Genomic DNA, 16,289 nt, shown 5'->3' with positions numbered 1-16,289 from the left:
GTCCTGATCGTGGCCGAACACGGCGACGCCGCCCGCCGGGGCCTCTGGGCCAGCTTCCCGCAGGCGGGGGTGGCGGCGGGCAGCCTCCTGGCCTCGGGCATGCTGGCGGCCATGGCGGCGTTCCAGAACGAGGCGGACTTCCTGGCCTGGGGCTGGCGCGTGCCGTTCCTGCTGTCGGCGGTGCTGATCGGCGTCGGCTGGTGGATCCGCACCACGGTTGAGGAGAGCCCCGCCTTCCGCGAGGTGGCCAAGGAAGCCGCCGCCATCGAGAAGGCCCCGACCCTGGAGGCGATCCGCCGCCGCCCGCGGGAGCTGGTGATCGGCGCCGGCCTGAAGTTCGCCGAGAACATCAGCTACTATGTGATCACGGTCTTTTCGATCACCTACGTCACCCAGAAGGTGGGGCTGTCGCGCCAGGTGGCGCTGGAGGCGATCCTGATCGCCTCGGCCTGTCACGTCTTCCTGATCCCGCTGTTCGGCGCGCTGTCGGACCGGATCGGCCGGCGGCCGGTCTATGCGGCCGGGGCGTTCGCAATGGTGGCCTGGGCCTTTGCCTTCTTCGCCCTGCTCGACACGGGTCGGCCCGAGCTGATCGTCCTGGCCTGCGTCGGCGCGCTGGTGTGCCACGGGGCGATGTATGGTCCGCAGGCCGCCTTCCTGGCCGAGATGTTCCCGACCCGGATGCGCTATTCCGGGGTGTCCCTGGCCTACCAGGTGACGTCGATCTTCGCAGGATCCCTCGCGCCGCTGATCGCCGCCGCCCTGCTGCAGGCGACGGGATCGGGAACGCCCATCGCCATCTATGTGGCGGCGGCGGCGCTCGTCACCGGCGTCGCGGCGCTGGCCGCCCGCGAGACCCGCGGCAAGACCTTCGCCGAGATCGACGCGGAAGCCTGATCCTCCTCCGTCCTCCGGGTGAGGAGAAGGACACGTGCAGACATGACGAGGGCCGCGCCGGCTTCCCGGAGCGGCCCTCGAAACGTGGTCTCGTCCGCGTCTAGTTCTTCAGGGCGTCCCGGGCCGCGTCCTTCAGGGCGCCGACGCCCTTCTGCACCTTGCCTTCGACGCGCTCGCCGGCGCCTTCGGCGGCCAGACGGTCGTCGCCCGTCGCCTTACCCACGCCTTCCTTGATCGAGCCCGAGATATCCTTGGCGGCGCCCTTGGCTTCGTCCTTGTGCATGGCTGTCATCCTTCGCGTGTCACGGGTGAGGTTCACCGGTCGCAGTGACTACGCGGCAGGGCGGTTATCGTTCCGGAGAAGGCTCAGGCGGCGAGGCGGCAGGTGCGATCCAGCAGGGCCTCGAAGGCCGCGGCGGCCGAGCGGTGCGCATCGGCGTCGCCCATCATCCGGCGCGAATCCGAGTGGCCCAGGATGAAGCTCTTCATCTGGAAATAGGCGGCCTGGGCCTCGCCCTCGCTGAGCGGCGGATCCCGCAGGACGCGGAACTCGCGCAGCATGGTCTTGCGCCAGCCCTGCAGGCGCTTGTGCAGAAGGTCCCGCAGGGGCCCCGGCTGGTCGTCCAGTTCCACGCTGAGAGCGGTCACCGGGCAGCCGCTCTCAGGCCACTCCTCCTCGCACCAGTGCAGCCAGCGTTCGAAGACCACCTCCAGGCGGGCGCGGCCGGGCGGGAGGCCCTCGGCGGGCTTCCAGATCACGTCCGCGAACCGCTCCATCACCGACTCGATGACGGCCAGGTGCATGTCGTCCTTGGACTCGAAGTGCTTGAAGAGCCCGCTCTTGGAGAGACCCACCGCGTCGGCCACGTCGGACAGGCTGACACCTGTGAGGCCCCGCAACGCCGCCTGGCGCGCGGCCTCCGCGACGATGCGGACACGCGTTGCTTCACCCTTGCGCAAAAGCCAAGCCTCCCTGCTTGACAAAGTGACCGATCGTGCTCTTTTTAGATCTTAGCGACCGGTCGTGCTCTTTTCTACCCAAAGGAACACGAAGATGCAAAACTTCAGGCGTGTGAGCGCGATCGCCGCGGTGGCGGTGTTCGCGTCGGGGGCGGCGTTCGCCCAGAGCGTCGGCTATCGCGGCGAGGCGCGCCTCGCCTCCGCCGCCGCGGCCCCCCGGGAGGAGGTCATCGCCGGCGTCGCCTGGCGCTGCGATGGCGACCAGTGCGAGGGCGTGGCCGCGCGCAAGGGCAACCTCGATGGCTTGGTGCGCGAGTGCAAGAAGGTGGTCGCGGTGGTGGGGCCGGTGGCCAGCTACAGGTCCGGCGGCCGTGAGCTGTCGGACGGCCAGGTCCGCGCCTGCAACAAGGCCGCAATCCGGCTCCAGGCCGCCCGTAACTAACGCCCGCTTCGACTCCTCCCCTCGGCAGGCCACCCGGTTCGTTCGGCCGGCCCAGGGATCAACTCGCGGGAGGGGTGGGCTGCTCATCGTCCGGCGTCGGGCTGCAGGGCCCGGACATCCCAGCCGGACGGGGGTCGGCGCCCTTCCCGCGGCATTTTCCTATTTGCCCGCCACGCCGCGCGCGCGGCGCTCCGTCTCAAGATCCACGAGCTTGCTCGGCCGATGCGCCGCCAACTGTTCGGACAGGGCGCGGCTCAGTTCGGCCAGCTTGTAGGGCTTGCGCAGGATCGGGAATTCGTCGCCGATCCGGGCCGCGGCCTCACTGTAACCGGTCGCCAGCAGGATCGGGACGTGCGGGAAGGCCTCGCGGACACGCCGCGCCAGCCCCAGGCCGTCGGGATCGCCCGCCATTACGATGTCGCTGAAGATCAGGTCCGGCGCCTCGCCGGCGCCCAGCGCGCCGAGCGCCGCCGTGCCGCTGGAGACGGTGCGCACCTCGTGGCCGAGCTCCTCCAGCATCCGCGCGGCCACGTCGGCGACATCGGGATTGTCCTCGACCAGCAGGATCCGCGCGCTGGAGGCCGGCGGAAGGGGTGCGTCGTCCGCGACCGACCGCGGCGCCTGGTCGGCGCGAGGCAGGTAGAGGGTGAAGCAGGTGCCCTTGCCCAGGTCGCTATCGACCGTCACATGGCCACCGGATTGCTGGGCGAAGCCGAACACCTGGGACAGGCCCAGGCCCGTACCCTTGTCCACGTCCTTGGTCGTGAAGAACGGGTCGAAGATGCGGGGAAGGATATCGGGCGCGATCCCGGTTCCGGTGTCCTGCAGCGAGACCGCCACGAAGTCGCCGGCCAAGTCGCCGGGGCCCGACCCATCCAGGGTCACGTTCGCGGCGCCGATCGACAGCGATCCGCCGTCCGGCATGGCGTCCCGCGCGTTGACGGCGAGGTTCAGCAACGCCAGTTCGAGTTCGCCGACATCCACCGTCACCGGCCAGAGGTCTTCCGGCAGATCGAGGTCCAGCCGGACGGCGGGCGGCAGGCTGGCCGACAACAGCTCCTTCAGGCCGTCGGCGCGCTCGGGCAGCGCCGTGGGCGAGAGGACCAGCCTCTGGCGGCGCGAAAAGGACAGCAGCGCCCGGGTCAGGTCTTCGCCGCGCCGCGCCGACGCTTCGATGGCGTCCAGGGCCCGCAGCGCGCGGGCGTCTTCGCCGACCTTGCGCCGCAGCAACTGGGCCTGGCCGCTGACCACCATGAGGAGATTGTTGAAGTCGTGGGCCACCCCGCCCGTCAGCTTGCCCAGGGCCTCCAGCTTCTGGGCCTGCGCCAACTGCTCGTGCGCGCGCTGCAATTCCAGCTCGGCCCGCCGCTTCTCGGTGTTGTCGCGCGTGATCTTGGCGAACCCGATCAGGGCGCCGGTCTCGTCCTTGATCGCGTCGATGATCGCCAGGGCCCAGAACAGGCTGCCATCCTTGCGCACGCGCCAGCCCTCGGCTTCGTAACGGCCCTGCTCCGCGGCCGTGGCCAGGGCCCGGTGCGGCGCGCCCGCCGCGCGGTCCTCTTCGGTGTAGAACACGCTGAAGTGCCGTCCGACGATCTCATCGACCGCATAACCCTTGATGTTCTGCGCCCCGGCGTTCCAGTTGGTCACGATGCCGGCCGGATCCAGCATGAAGATCGCATAGTCCACCACGCCGGACACCAGCAGGCGGAACTGGCGCTCGCTGGCGGCGAGGGCTTCCTGCGCGGCCTTGCGCTCGGTCATGTCGCGGGTGACCTTGGCGAAGCCGATCAGGGCGCCGCCGGGCTCGCGGACCGCATGGATCGTCCCCTGCGTCCAGAACCGGCTGCCGTCCTTGCGCAGCCGCCAGCCCTCGACCTCGACGCGCCCGTCGCGGGCGGCCCGGTCCAGGATGTCTTGCGGCATGCCGGCGGCGCGGTCTTCGGGCGTGAAGAACTGGGAAAACGGGCGTCCGCGGATCTCGGCCTCGGCATAGCCCTTCAGCCGCCGCGCGCCTGTGTTCCAGCTGGTCACGGAGCCTTGGGGATCCAGCATGTAGATGGCGTAGTCGGAAACCGCGTCCACCAGATAGTGGAGCGCCGGTTCCACCGGGTTGGGCCCGCTCATCCGGCGTCCCGGCGGATCGCCAGGCGGTTCATCGCCCCCATCGACGCACACCCATGACCTTTCCCCGTCCCCGAGCACCTGCAACGCGCAGAGGCTCGGCAGGTTCCGGCGTTGCGCCGGATCGCCCGCACCGCTATCTGCTCGCCCGAATTCCCCATACCTCGAACGAGCGAGCGCGGACGCCCCATGGCGCAGCAGTATATCTTCCAGATGCAGGGCCTGACCAAGGCCTATCCCGGCGGCAAGAAGGTGTTCGAGAACATCTGGCTGTCGTTCTACTCGGACGCCAAGATCGGTGTGGTCGGGGTCAACGGCTCGGGCAAGTCGACCCTGCTGAAGATCATGGCCGGGATCGACAAGGAATTCTCGGGCGAGGCCAAGGCCGCCGATGGCGTCAAGATGGGCTACCTGGAACAGGAGCCCCAGCTCGACGAGCAGCTCAACGTCTGGGGCAACGTGATCTCCTGGTGCGAGGAGAAGAAGATCTTCGACCGCTACAACCAGATCGCCGCCGAGCTGGGCGAGAACTACACCGACGAGCTGATGGAGGAGATGACCGCCCTCCAGGAGAAGATCGACGCCGGCGACCTGTGGGACATCGATTCCAAGATCGAGATGGCCATGGACGCCCTGCGCTGCCCGCCCAACGACTGGCCGGTGGACAAGCTGTCGGGCGGTGAGAAGCGCCGCATCGCCCTGGCCCGCCTGCTGCTCAGCAAGCCCGACATGCTGCTGCTGGACGAGCCCACCAACCACCTCGACGCCGAGAGCGTGGCTTGGCTGCAGCACCACCTGGAGGCCTTCCCAGGCTGCGTGATCCTGGTCACCCACGACCGCTACTTCCTGGACCAGGTGACCAAGTGGACCCTGGAACTCGATCGCGGCAAGGGCATCCCCTACGAGGGCAATTACTCCGGCTGGCTGGAGCAGAAGACCAAGCGCATCGTCCAGGAGCAGTCGGAGAGCGAGGCCCGCCAGCGCGCCATGACCCGCGAACTGGAATGGGTGCGCTCGGGCGCCAAGGCCCGCCAGGCCAAGTCGAAGGCGCGTCTGGCCCGCTACGACGAGATGGTCCGCGAGCAGGAGAACGCCCGCCAGGCGCAGACCACCGCCGCCATCCAGATCCCGCCGGGCCCGCGCCTGGGCAACGTGGTGCTGGAGGCCAACGGCCTCTCCAAGGCCTACGGCGACAAGGTTCTGTTCGAAGACCTGACGTTCAAGCTGCCGCCGAACGGCATCGTCGGCGTCATCGGCCCGAACGGCGCCGGCAAGTCGACCCTGTTCAAGATCATCACCGGCCAGGAACAGCCCGACGGCGGTACGTTCCGCGTCGGGGAGACGGTGAAGCTGTCCTACGTGGACCAGAGCCGCGACGCGCTGGATCCCAACAAGACCGTCTGGCAGGAGATCAGCCAGGGGCTGGACGTCCTGGCCGTGGGCAAGCGCGAGATCAACACGCGCAGCTACGTCGGCTCGTTCAACTTCCGCGGCGGCGACCAGCAGAAGAAGGTCGGCCAGCTCTCGGGCGGTGAGCGCAACCGCGTCCACCTGGCCAAGACCCTGACCGAGGGCGGCAACGTCATCCTGCTCGACGAACCGACCAACGACCTGGACATCGAGACGCTGCAGAACCTGGAAGAGGCGCTGGAGGAATTCGCCGGCTGCGCCGTGGTCATCAGCCACGACCGCTGGTTCCTGGACCGCCTGGCCACCCACATCCTGGCCTTCGAAGGCGACAGCCACGTGGAATGGTTCGAAGGCAACTTCGAAGCCTACGAAGAGGACAAGAAGCGCCGCCTGGGCGCCGACAGCCTCATCCCCCACAGGATCAAGTTCCACAAGTTCACGCGGTAGGCGGCGCCGAGATCCAGCGCTCCGACGTCAAGCCCGTTCAAGAAAGGCTTCGATCTCGCGGTCGCTGCGCAGGTGGGCGACGCGGGCGTGGGCGCCGTACTGGGCGAGGGCGGCTTCGAGCTTCGGCCGCACCTTGCGGTCGTAGGTCCAGATGAAGTGGTAGAACTTGAGGTCGATGGTCTCGCGGCAGCCGGCGGCCATGTCGGGCCGTTCGCCCTCGCGGTACTGGAAGACCCGCCGGATCGCGCGGAAAACGCATAGCCATCGCGGCTGGTCGAGCCAGACGATGATGTCGGCGCGCGGCATCCGCACGTCCCAAGAGCTCGGGAAATTGCCGTCGCAGACCCACGCAGGCGCCGCCAGGGCGGCGGCCACCCGGGCGCGGAACTGATCGTCCTCGCTCTCGACCCAGCCCGGCTTCCAGAACAGGACGTCGAGGTGGATGACCGGCAGGCCGAGCTTCTGGCCGAGCCGCGCCGCGAGGGTGGACTTGCCGGCGCCCGAATTCCCGATGATCAGCACGCGCCGCATGGCCCTTCTCCGGAACGGAGCGCCGGCCGACGACGGGCGCTCATTCACTTGACGTTAGCACGTATAAAGATATCTTTATGTGCGATGAGACTCTCAGCGAAACAGGCGGTGGAGGTGCTGCGCGCGGCGGGCGAGCCGACGCGGCTGCGCATCCTGGCGCTCCTGCAACGCGAGGAACTCGCGGTGCTCGAGCTGTGTCGCGTTCTGGACCAGAGTCAGCCGCGCGTTTCAAGGCATCTGAAGCTGCTGGCGGAAGCCGGTCTGGTGGAACGGTTTCCCGACGGCGCCTGGGTCTTCTACCGCCTGACCGGCGCGGGCCGGCAGTGCGAGGTGGTCGCCGAGGTGTTGGCGCGGATCAATCCCGAGGACCCGGGGCTGGCCCGCGACCGGCGCAAGCTGGACGATGTGCAGGCCGAGCGCGCCGACGCGGCCCAGGCTTATTTCGCCGAGAACGCGGTCCGCTGGGACCAGATCCGCTCACTGTACGTCTCGGACGCCGATGTGGAGGCCGAGATCGTGCGGGCGGCGGGGCCGGGTCGCTTTCGGCGGATGGTCGACCTGGGCGCTGGCACCGGGCGGATGCTGACGTTGCTGGCCGGCCAGGCGGATCACGCCGTCGGCCTCGATCTGTCGCAGCAGATGCTGAACATCGCCCGGCGCAACGTGACCGAGGCCGGCCTGACCCACGTGGAGCTGCGCCACGGCGACATCTTCGACACCCGCCTGCCCGACGCCAGCGCCGACCTGGTGGTCGTCCACCAGGTGCTGCACTACCTGGGCGACCCGGCGGCGGCGGTGAAGGAAGCCGCCCGCATCGTCGCCCCCGACGGGCGGCTGATCATCGTCGACTTCGCGCCGCACAAGCACGAGTTCCTGCGCGAGCAGCATCAACATCGCCGCCTAGGCTTCTCGGACGAGGAGATGGCCCGCTGGCTCTCTGACGCCGAGTTGCCTCAGGTGGGTTTACAGGCCCTGCCGCCGACCCGCCCAGACGGGCTGACCGTGAAAATCTGGGCCGCCCGACGCGCGCCCACCGCCTTGAGGAGCGCCGCGTGAGCCCGGCCGATACAGCCCTGGGTCCCGTCGCGCGCGCCGGCGCCGGCGAGGGGCCACGCCCGCGTGTCTCGTTCGAATTCTCGCCGCCCAAGGGTCCGAAAAGCGAGGAAAGCCTGTGGGAGGCGATCCGCCGTCTCGAGCCGCTGAAGCCCGAGTTCGTGTCGGTGACCTATGGCGCTGGCGGCTCCACGCGCGAGCGCACGCACCGCACGGTGGTTCGGATCCTGAAGGAGACGACCCTGAAGCCGGCCGCGCATCTCACCTGCGTCGAGGCCAGCCGCGCCGAGGTGGACGAGGTGATCCGGGACTACTGGGACGCCGGCATCCGCCATATCGTGGCCCTGCGCGGCGACCCGCCGGGCTCGCTGGGCGGCGCCTACACGCCCCGGCCCGACGGCTATCAGAACGCCACCGAGCTGACCGCCGGGATCAAGGCCATCGCGCCGTTCGACGTGAGCGTGGGCGTCTATCCGCAGATCCATCCGGAAAGCCCGTCGGTCGACCACGACATCGCCGTGCTGAAGGCCAAGGTCGAGGCTGGCGCGAGCCGGGCGATCACCAACTTCTTCTTCGATATCGACGGCTACCTGCGGTTCGTGGACCGCATCCGAAAGGCCGGGATCGAGGTGCCCATCCTGCCCGGGATCATGCCGGTGTCGAGCTTCGAGGGTCTGCGCAACATGTCGGGCCGGATCGGCGTGGCGATCCCCGCCTGGCTCGCCAACCACTTCGAAGGCCTGGACGCCGACCCCGAAACCCGCAAGCTGGTTGCAGCCTCCGTAGCCGCCGAGATGTGCGCCAAGCTGGCCGAGGAAGGCTTCGGCGACTTCCACTTCTACACGCTCAACCGCGCGGACCTGACCTACGCCATCTGCCGGATCCTGGGCGTGCGCGAGACCCTGACAGCTGAACCCAAGGAGGCCGCGGCATGACCCGGCAAGACCGCATCGCGGCGCTGAAGACCGCGGCCAAGGAGCGCGTGCTGATCCTCGACGGGTCCTGGGGCGTGATGATCCAGAAGCGGGGGCTGGCGGAAGCGGACTACCGCGGCGACCGGTTCAAGGACGCTCCGGGCCAGCTGAAGGGCAACAACGACCTGCTGTGCGTCACCCGGCCGGACATCATCGCCGACCTGCACGACCAGTACTTCGCCGCGGGCGCCGACATCTCCGAGACCAACACCTTCTCCGCCACCACCATCGGCCAGGCCGAATACGGCATGGAGGCGGCCGTACGGGACATCAACCTCGAGGGCGCGCGGATCGCGCGCGAGGTCGCCGACCGTTGGACCGCCAAGGAGCCGGACAAGCCGCGCTTCGTCGCCGGCTCCATCGGCCCGCTGCCGGTGATGCTGTCCATGAGCTCCGACGTGAACGATCCCGGCGCGCGCAAGGTGACGTTCGACCAGGTCTACGAGGCCTATCTGGAACAGGTGCGGGCGCTGCACGAGGGCGGGGTGGACCTGTTCCTGGTGGAGACCATCACCGACACCCTGAACTGCAAGGCCGCGATCAAGGCGATCCTGGACCTGGCGGACGAGGGCTACGAGGAGCTGCCGATCTGGATCTCGGGCACGATCACCGACCGGTCGGGCCGCACGCTGTCGGGCCAGACCGTCGAGGCGTTCTGGAACTCGGTGCGCCACGCCAAGCCCTTCGCCGTGGGCCTGAACTGCGCCCTGGGCGCCGACCTGATGCGGCCCCACATCGCCGATCTGGCGCGGGTGGCCGACACCCTGGTCTCAGCCTATCCCAACGCGGGCCTGCCCAACGCCATGGGCGAGTACGACGAGCAGCCGCACCAGACCAGCCATGAGCTGCATGAGTGGGCCGAGCATGGCCTGGTCAACATCCTGGGCGGCTGCTGCGGCACCACGCCGGACCACATCCGCCACGTGGCCGACGCGGTGCGCGGACTGAAGCCGCGGCAGATCCCGGAACGTCCGCCGGCCATGCGCCTGGCGGGCCTGGAGCCGTTCGAGATCGCCTGATGAAAGCCCCGGATTGGTACGACGCGTGGTGCGAGGAAGCGTTCGCGACCTTCACCGCCAAGCAGAAGCGCATGGACGAGACCCATCGCCTTGCCTCATGGGATCGCTACGACTACGACGCCGCGGCCTGCACCTTGACGTTCTCGGACAAGGCCGGCCCCCGGGTCGTGGCGGAAATCCAGGTGGTCGGCACGATCGGCGAGCGCGACTGGATGTGGGGGTGGGCCAACGCCAACTGGCCGGTCCAGAGCATCGAAGCCATGCGCCGGGTGCGCCAGTTCGGCCTCGATAACGGGATCGAGGAACTGGCGACAGACCTGCTCACGAGCGACGACCTGCCGGGCCTGGGCTGGATGCTGGCCGCCATCTCGGCCCGGGTCCTCGAGGCGGAGGGCGCCTATCGCGCGCCGTCCGGCGGCGGCGCGGTCTACCTGCTGATCCGATCTCTCAAGTCTGTGAGCTGATGCGCCCTACCTTCATCAACGTCGGCGAACGGACCAACGTCACCGGCTCGGCCAAATTCCGGAAGCTGGTGGCCGAGGGGAACTATCCCGAGGCCCTGTCGGTGGCGCGTCAACAGGTCGAGGCCGGGGCCCAGGTCATCGACGTCAACATGGACGAGGGCCTGCTGGATTCAGTGAACGCCATGAAGACGTTCCTGAATCTGATCGCGGCCGAGCCGGACATCGCCCGGGTGCCGGTGATGATCGATAGCTCCAAGTGGGAGGTGATCGAGGCGGGGCTGAAGTGCGTCCAGGGCAAGGCGATCGTCAATTCGATCTCCATGAAGGAGGGCGAGGCCAAGTTCCTGGAGCAGGCGCGGGCCTGCCTGCGCTATGGCGCGGCGGTCGTGGTCATGGCCTTCGACGAGGTCGGGCAGGCGGATACGGCCGACCGGAAGGTCGAGATCTGCAAGCGGGCCTACGACCTGCTGGTGGGCAAGGTCGGTTTCCCGCCTGAGGACATAATCTTCGATCCCAATATCTTCGCCGTCGCCACGGGCATCGAGGAGCATGACAACTACGCCGTCGACTTCATCGAGGCGACCCGGCGGATAAAGGCCCTGTGCCCCCGCGCCCGCATCTCCGGCGGGGTCTCGAATGTCAGCTTCAGCTTCCGCGGCAACGAGCCGGTGCGCCGGGCGATCCACTCGGTGTTCCTTTATCACGCCATCGCGGCGGGCATGGACATGGGCATCGTCAACGCCGGGGACCTGCCGGTCTACGACGACATCCCGGAGGAGCTGCGCGAGGCGGTGGAGGATGTGATCCTCAACCGGCCGCAGCGGACCAACGTCTCCAACACCGAGCGCCTGGTGGACCTGGCCCCCAAGTACAAGGGCGGCAAGTCGCAGGCCAAGGGCCCGGACCTGGCCTGGCGCGACCAGCCGGTGGCGGGCCGCCTGGCCCACGCCCTGGTCCACGGCATCACCGAGTACATCGAGGCCGATACCGAAGAGGCGCGGCTGGCCGCCGAGCGTCCGCTGCACGTCATCGAAGGCCCGTTGATGGACGGGATGAACGTGGTCGGCGACCTGTTCGGCGCGGGCAAGATGTTCCTGCCCCAGGTGGTCAAGTCGGCCCGGGTGATGAAGCAGGCCGTGGCCTACCTCATGCCGTTCATGGAGGCCGAGAAGGCCGGCAAGCCGCGCGAGCAGGCCGGCCGCATCCTGATGGCGACGGTCAAGGGCGACGTCCACGACATCGGCAAGAACATCGTGGGCGTGGTCCTGCAGTGCAACAACTACGAGGTCATCGACCTAGGCGTCATGGTCCCGGCCGACCGCATCCTGGACGAGGCGGAGAAGCACAAGGTCGACATCGTCGGCCTCTCGGGGCTGATCACCCCAAGCCTGGACGAGATGGTCTATGTGGCCTCCGAGATGGAGCGGCGCGGCATGACCATGCCCCTGCTGATCGGCGGCGCCACCACCTCCAAGACCCACACGGCGGTGAAGATCTCGCCCAAGTACGCCGGCGGCTCGACCACCTATGTGCTGGACGCCAGCCGCGCCGTGGGCGTGGTCTCGAACCTTCTGTCGGCCACCGAGAAGCCCAAGTTCCTGGCCGCCACCGAGGCCGACTACCAGAAGGTGCGCGAGCAGTTCGCCAGAGGCCAGGGGACCCGCGCCCGCGCCACGATCGCCGAGGCGCGCGACAACGCCTTCACCCCCGACTGGACGGCCTATGACCCGCCCCGGCCCACCTTCCTGGGGACCCGCGCCTTCGCCCCCTACGACCTGCCGGAGCTGCGCCGCCACATCGACTGGACGCCGTTCTTCGCCAGCTGGGAACTGATCGGCCGCTATCCGGCGATCCTGGAGGACGAGGTGGTGGGCAAGGCGGCCACGGACCTGTTCCGCGATGCGCAGGCCATGCTGGACCGCATCCTGCAGGAGGGGCTGCTGGAAGCCCGCGGCGTGGTCGGCTTCTGGCCCGCCAACGCCGACGGCGACGACATCGTGGTCTATGCGGACGAGACGCGCACCACCGAGCTCGCCCGCCTGCACACCCTGCGCCAGCAGATGCTGAAGACCGGCGAGGACCAGTCCAACGTCGCCCTGGCCGATTTCGTGGCGCCGGTGGGCACGCGGCCCGACTACATCGGCGGCTTCGCGGTCACCGCCGGCCATGGCGAGCTGGAGCTGGCCAAGCGGTTCAAGGACGCCGGCGACGACTATTCGGCGATCCTGGCCACCGCCCTGGCCGACCGGCTGGCGGAGGCCTTCGCCGAGGCCCTGCACCGCCGCGTGCGCACCGAGCTCTGGGGTTACGCCCCGGACGAGCCGTTCGACCTGGACCACCTGATCGGCGAGCAGTACCGCGGCATCCGCCCGGCCCCCGGCTATCCCGCCCAGCCCGACCACACCGAGAAGGCGACGCTGTTCCGCCTGCTGGACGCGCCGGCGGCCACGGGCATGGCCCTGACCGAGAGCTACGCCATGACCCCGCCGGCGGCAGTGTCGGGGCTCTATTTCGCGCACCCGGAGAGCCACTATTTCGGCGTCGGCCGGATCGAGAAGGACCAGGTCGAGGACTATGCCCGCCGCAAGGGGTGGAGCGTAGCTGAGGCCGAGCGGTGGCTGGCGCCGATCCTGAACTACGAGCCGTAGGGGCGAGGGCGGCCGCCCTCGCTGTCGACAGTGAACCAGCCCGGCCCGCGTCGGAGTGGCAGGCTACGGCGCCTGTTTCTCGCCCGTGGCGCGCTCGACGGCGAAGGCGGCGGTGAAGCCGTGGATCATCGTGGAGGCCAAGATGGTGAAGGCGATGATGGACCAGAGCTCGGCCTCGTTGGTCAGCGCCATGTGGCTGCCCGCATAGGCGAGGTAGTAGATCGAACCGACCCCGCGCACCCCGTAGGCCGCCACCACGAACCGCTCGCGCCCGCGCAGGGCGGTCCCGTGCAGCGAGATCCAGCCGGCGAGGGGCCGCAGGACGAAGATCAGCGCCAGGCCGATGAGGGCTCCTCGCAGGTCCAGGGCTGCCAGCAGCGCCGGCATGGCGGCGCCGAATCCGATCAGCAGGATGGACGTCAGGGCGTGCTCCACCGACTCGGAGAAGTCGTGGAGCCTGACGTGAAAGGCGTGGTCGGATTCGCTACGCCGGAGGCGAAGGCCCGCGACGAAGGCGGCGATGAAGCCGTAGCCCTCGACCAGTTCGGTGGCGCCGTAGGCCACGAACACCCCGGCCAGGGCGAACACGCCCGCCTGCGTCTCGGCCAGGGCGTTCTCGCGGGGGTGGTCGAACAGCACCTTGCCCAGCAGCCAGCCCACGACGAGGCCGCAGACGGCGCCGATGACGATGCGGTACAGCACGTCCCGCCAGAGCCAGTCGCCCGCGAGGCCCAGAGTGAGTGCGCCGGCGGCCGCAACGGCCAGCGCCAGGTGGACGAAGGGAAAGGCCAGGCCGTCGTTCAGGCCGGCCTCGGTGGTCAGGGTAAAGCGCACCGGATGTTCGCCGCCCTCGGTGGGGCGGCCGACCTGGACATCGCCGGCGAGGACGGGGTCGGTGGGCGCCAGGACGGCGCCCAGCAGCAGGGCTCCCGCCAGCGTCATGCCGCCGGCCTGCCAGCCCAGCAGGGCCACGCCGAGGATGGTCAGAGGCATCGCGATGGCGAGGAGGCGGCCCGTGGGCGCCCAACGCCCCTTGCCAGTGAGGCTGTCGATCCGCAGGCCGACGCCGAAAAGGCCCATGATCACGCAGAGCTCGCTGGTGATCTCCCAGGCCTTGGGGGCGCGGATGGGGCTGATCGCCTCGGAAAGACCTGGCATCCATCCGAAGAGCGCCCAGCCCAGGACGATGAGCAGGGCCGAGGCGGCGGGCTCGCGGCCGGAAACGAAGCGCGGAAGCCAGTAGGCCAGGACGATGGCGACGCCGAAGCCCACCAGCATCAGGTGATAGCTGGAGAATTCGAACAGAGCCGGCCTCCGGGATTCGGAATAGAGGACCGTACGCCATTTCGCCGATCGCTGTACCCGCAAGAGGCGGCTCGCGAGCCCTTCGTTCCACGGCGCGAACCTGTCGCGAGAATGAACGAGAGCCTCCGGAGGGGTTCAGGCGGCGGGTTCTAGGTTGAGGCTCAAGATCGCATCGGCGTCCCCACCGGGACCCGGCGCAAGGCAAAGGAGTGAGCCATGACCAACAGGATGATGAAGGCTGCGATGGCCCTGACCGTCGCCGGCGCCGTGGCCCTGCCGGCCAGCCAGGCCGCGGCGGGCACGTCGAAGACCGAAAGCGCGCTGCTGGGCGCCCTGCTGGGCGGCGTCGCCGGCGCGGCGGTGGGCAACGGCAAGACCGAGGCCGTGGCCATCGGCGCAGTCGCCGGCGCGGCCCTGGGTGTCGCGGCCGACAAGAGCAACGACCGCAAGCACTATCGTAGCGGCTACGCCTATCGCGACACGCGGCCCTACTACCGCGACACGCGCTATCGGAGCTACGACCGCCGCGACTATCGCCGCAGCAGCGACCGGTACGGGTATCGCTACGACAACGGCTACGGCTACCGCGGCTACTAAGGCGGACTGCCGAACCTGAGGGGAGGGGCGCCGGGCGACCGGCGCCCCTCTTCTCGTATGCGGTGACCCAGATCGGGAAACCGTCGCGCGGGTAGTCCCGTGCTGGGGCGCCTGCCCCGAGCGCGCTCGCCGTCAGAGGGCTCGTCCGCAGGGGCGAGGGACAGGATTTCGCCGGCCATGCATCCAAGGCCGAGCTTGGCCCGTATCTTGCTCCGAGTGGCTTGCGTCGGGGCATTCCCTCTCAGAGCGAAATTCCCCTGCCGATTGTGTTCCATTGCCGCGCGTCCCCCCGACGGCGCACAGTGGAGCTTGGAAGTCTTGCCGCGATCCCCCGCGCGGCAGAGTGGGAGCAGGTCCAATGCCGGCTGGCTGGCACGGATTCTCGGGCGGAATGGGACGTCGCGCCGCCGGCGTGGCTCCTGATTTCATGGCTCATTCTGGGCAGGGCGGGGCGAGGCAAAGCGTCGCGACACCGACGTCCTTAACGACTCTGCGGCGAAATTGCGGCATCTCTGCCATAGGCGGTCACACCCGGGGGGGTTCGTGCCGGCCTCATAGGCATAGAGTGGACCTGCACGTGAGCTTCCAGACGATCTGCGTGACCGACGGCGACGCCGGCGAGGCTCGGCGCTCATGACCGCGAACGCGATCGACACCCGGCGCACCCATGCCCGCAGCCGCAAGTCGGCCCTGCTGGCCTGGATCTGGCCCGAACCCCGTCACGACGACGACGGCCGGGGCGCAGCCTGGCTGGCCAGCCTGCTGGGCTGGATGTGGCCCTCCACGCTCCATGACGAGAACATCGGCCGCCGCGGCCGCGGGCTGATGGCCCTGCTGTTCGGCTGGGCCTGGCCGAACGAGTTCGACCGCGGCTTCAGACGGTTTTGGAAGGCCAGCTGGCTGTGGAGCTGGATGTGGCCCGGCCGGGTCATGGGGCCGGACGGCGAGATCTGCGCCCTGGCGCCCTGGCATCCCGCGGCGCGCGCGCCGGTGGCGGCCGACGCCCCGTGGCACCGCAAGGTCAGCAAGCACGGCGGCGTGGTCTTCATGATGTTCGCGGCGACCGCGATCGCCGCCCCGACCTTCATGGAAGGCGTGGGCGTGCTGGACGCCGGACGGTTGAACCTGTTCCGCGGCGGCGGCGAGGCGGGTGGCCAGGACGGCTCCGCTCAGCCGGGCGACACGGGCCAGGCCGGCGATCCCGGCGCGGGCGGCGGGGCCGAAGGCGGCGCCGCCGGCTCCGGAGCCGGCGGTTCAGGCTCAGGTTCCGGCGGCGGCCAGACTGGCGGGCAAGGGCCCGACGGCCAAGGTGGCGGCGATGGCGATGGTGGCGTCGGTGGTGGCGGCGACACGGGCGCGCCCGGCGGCGACGTCCCCGGCGGCGGCAATCCCGGCGACGGCGGCCTGACCTTCCTCGA

The 16,289-nt window shown here is 69.3% G+C and carries 15 protein-coding genes; 10 read left to right on the top strand and 5 right to left on the bottom strand.

The window, feature by feature from the left end; genetic code table 11:
* A partial coding sequence (locus tag AX721_RS13105; protein ID WP_156467158.1) for an MFS transporter occupies positions 1-897 on the top strand: 897 nt, incomplete at its 5' end.
* A gap of 100 nt (positions 898-997) precedes the next feature.
* Here the strand turns inward: AX721_RS13105 and AX721_RS13100 are convergent.
* Complete coding sequence (locus AX721_RS13100) at positions 998-1,180, bottom strand: CsbD family protein (RefSeq protein ID WP_068876440.1); 183 nt, start codon at positions 1,178-1,180, stop codon at positions 998-1,000.
* Between the two features lie 83 nt (positions 1,181-1,263).
* A complete protein-coding gene (locus tag AX721_RS13095) occupies positions 1,264-1,857 on the bottom strand; it encodes a TetR/AcrR family transcriptional regulator (RefSeq protein WP_068876439.1) in 594 nt (197 codons plus the stop codon).
* Positions 1,858-1,951: 94 nt separating this feature from the next.
* Between AX721_RS13095 and AX721_RS13090 the strand changes: the two genes are divergently transcribed.
* Positions 1,952-2,299, top strand: coding sequence for a hypothetical protein (locus tag AX721_RS13090; protein WP_068876438.1), 348 nt, complete (start codon positions 1,952-1,954; stop codon positions 2,297-2,299).
* A 159-nt stretch (positions 2,300-2,458) separates the two neighbouring features.
* On the opposite strand, the gene AX721_RS13085 is transcribed toward AX721_RS13090, so the two are convergent.
* The gene (locus AX721_RS13085) at positions 2,459-4,426 is read right to left on the bottom strand and encodes a PAS domain-containing sensor histidine kinase (protein ID WP_068876437.1); all 1,968 of its coding nucleotides are present in this window, start codon (positions 4,424-4,426) and stop codon (positions 2,459-2,461) included.
* Between the two features lie 186 nt (positions 4,427-4,612).
* Between AX721_RS13085 and ettA the strand changes: the two genes are divergently transcribed.
* Positions 4,613-6,280 (top strand): energy-dependent translational throttle protein EttA, encoded by a 1,668-nt coding sequence (gene ettA, locus AX721_RS13080; protein ID WP_068876436.1) that lies wholly within the window; start codon positions 4,613-4,615, stop codon positions 6,278-6,280.
* A gap of 27 nt (positions 6,281-6,307) precedes the next feature.
* On the opposite strand, the gene AX721_RS13075 is transcribed toward ettA, so the two are convergent.
* Positions 6,308-6,811, bottom strand: a complete 504-nt coding sequence (locus AX721_RS13075) for a topology modulation protein (RefSeq protein ID WP_068876435.1) — start codon at positions 6,809-6,811, stop codon at positions 6,308-6,310.
* Between the two features lie 84 nt (positions 6,812-6,895).
* On the opposite strand from AX721_RS13075, the gene AX721_RS13070 reads away from it, so the two are divergent.
* From AX721_RS13070 to metH, 5 genes are read left to right on the top strand one after another with little or no spacing between them, the layout of a single operon-like run.
* Positions 6,896-7,867, top strand: coding sequence for a metalloregulator ArsR/SmtB family transcription factor (locus AX721_RS13070; protein WP_068876434.1), 972 nt, complete (start codon positions 6,896-6,898; stop codon positions 7,865-7,867).
* On the top strand, positions 7,864-8,799 hold the full coding sequence (gene metF, locus AX721_RS13065) for a methylenetetrahydrofolate reductase [NAD(P)H] (protein ID WP_068876433.1): 936 nt from the start codon (positions 7,864-7,866) through the stop codon (positions 8,797-8,799). The genes AX721_RS13070 and metF overlap by 4 nt, the downstream gene beginning before the upstream one ends.
* Complete coding sequence (locus AX721_RS13060; RefSeq protein WP_068876432.1) at positions 8,796-9,857, top strand: homocysteine S-methyltransferase family protein; 1,062 nt, start codon at positions 8,796-8,798, stop codon at positions 9,855-9,857. Before metF ends, AX721_RS13060 begins: the two co-directional genes overlap by 4 nt.
* The gene (locus AX721_RS13055; RefSeq protein ID WP_068876431.1) at positions 9,857-10,321 is read left to right on the top strand and encodes a DUF6882 domain-containing protein; all 465 of its coding nucleotides are present in this window, start codon (positions 9,857-9,859) and stop codon (positions 10,319-10,321) included. Before AX721_RS13060 ends, AX721_RS13055 begins: the two co-directional genes overlap by 1 nt.
* Complete coding sequence (metH, locus tag AX721_RS13050) at positions 10,321-12,969, top strand: methionine synthase (RefSeq protein ID WP_082769853.1); 2,649 nt, start codon at positions 10,321-10,323, stop codon at positions 12,967-12,969. Before AX721_RS13055 ends, metH begins: the two co-directional genes overlap by 1 nt.
* A 63-nt stretch (positions 12,970-13,032) precedes the next feature.
* Here the strand turns inward: metH and AX721_RS13045 are convergent, their stop codons facing one another.
* Entirely contained in the window at positions 13,033-14,337 is a 1,305-nt protein-coding gene (locus AX721_RS13045; protein ID WP_197422560.1) for a sodium:proton antiporter, read from the bottom strand.
* Positions 14,338-14,490: 153 nt separating this feature from the next.
* Here AX721_RS13045 and AX721_RS13040 point away from each other — a divergent pair, with 153 nt between their 5' ends.
* A complete protein-coding gene (locus AX721_RS13040; protein ID WP_068876429.1) occupies positions 14,491-14,871 on the top strand; it encodes a glycine zipper 2TM domain-containing protein in 381 nt (126 codons plus the stop codon).
* 633 nt (positions 14,872-15,504) lie between these two features.
* Positions 15,505-16,289: hypothetical protein (locus AX721_RS13035; protein ID WP_197422559.1), on the top strand; the 785-nt coding region annotated here is incomplete at its 3' end.

This window comes from Phenylobacterium sp. CCH9-H3, from assembly GCF_001557235.1.
Taxonomy (GTDB): domain Bacteria; phylum Pseudomonadota; class Alphaproteobacteria; order Caulobacterales; family Caulobacteraceae; genus Phenylobacterium.
This window is presented reverse-complemented; position numbering and strand designations above follow the sequence as displayed.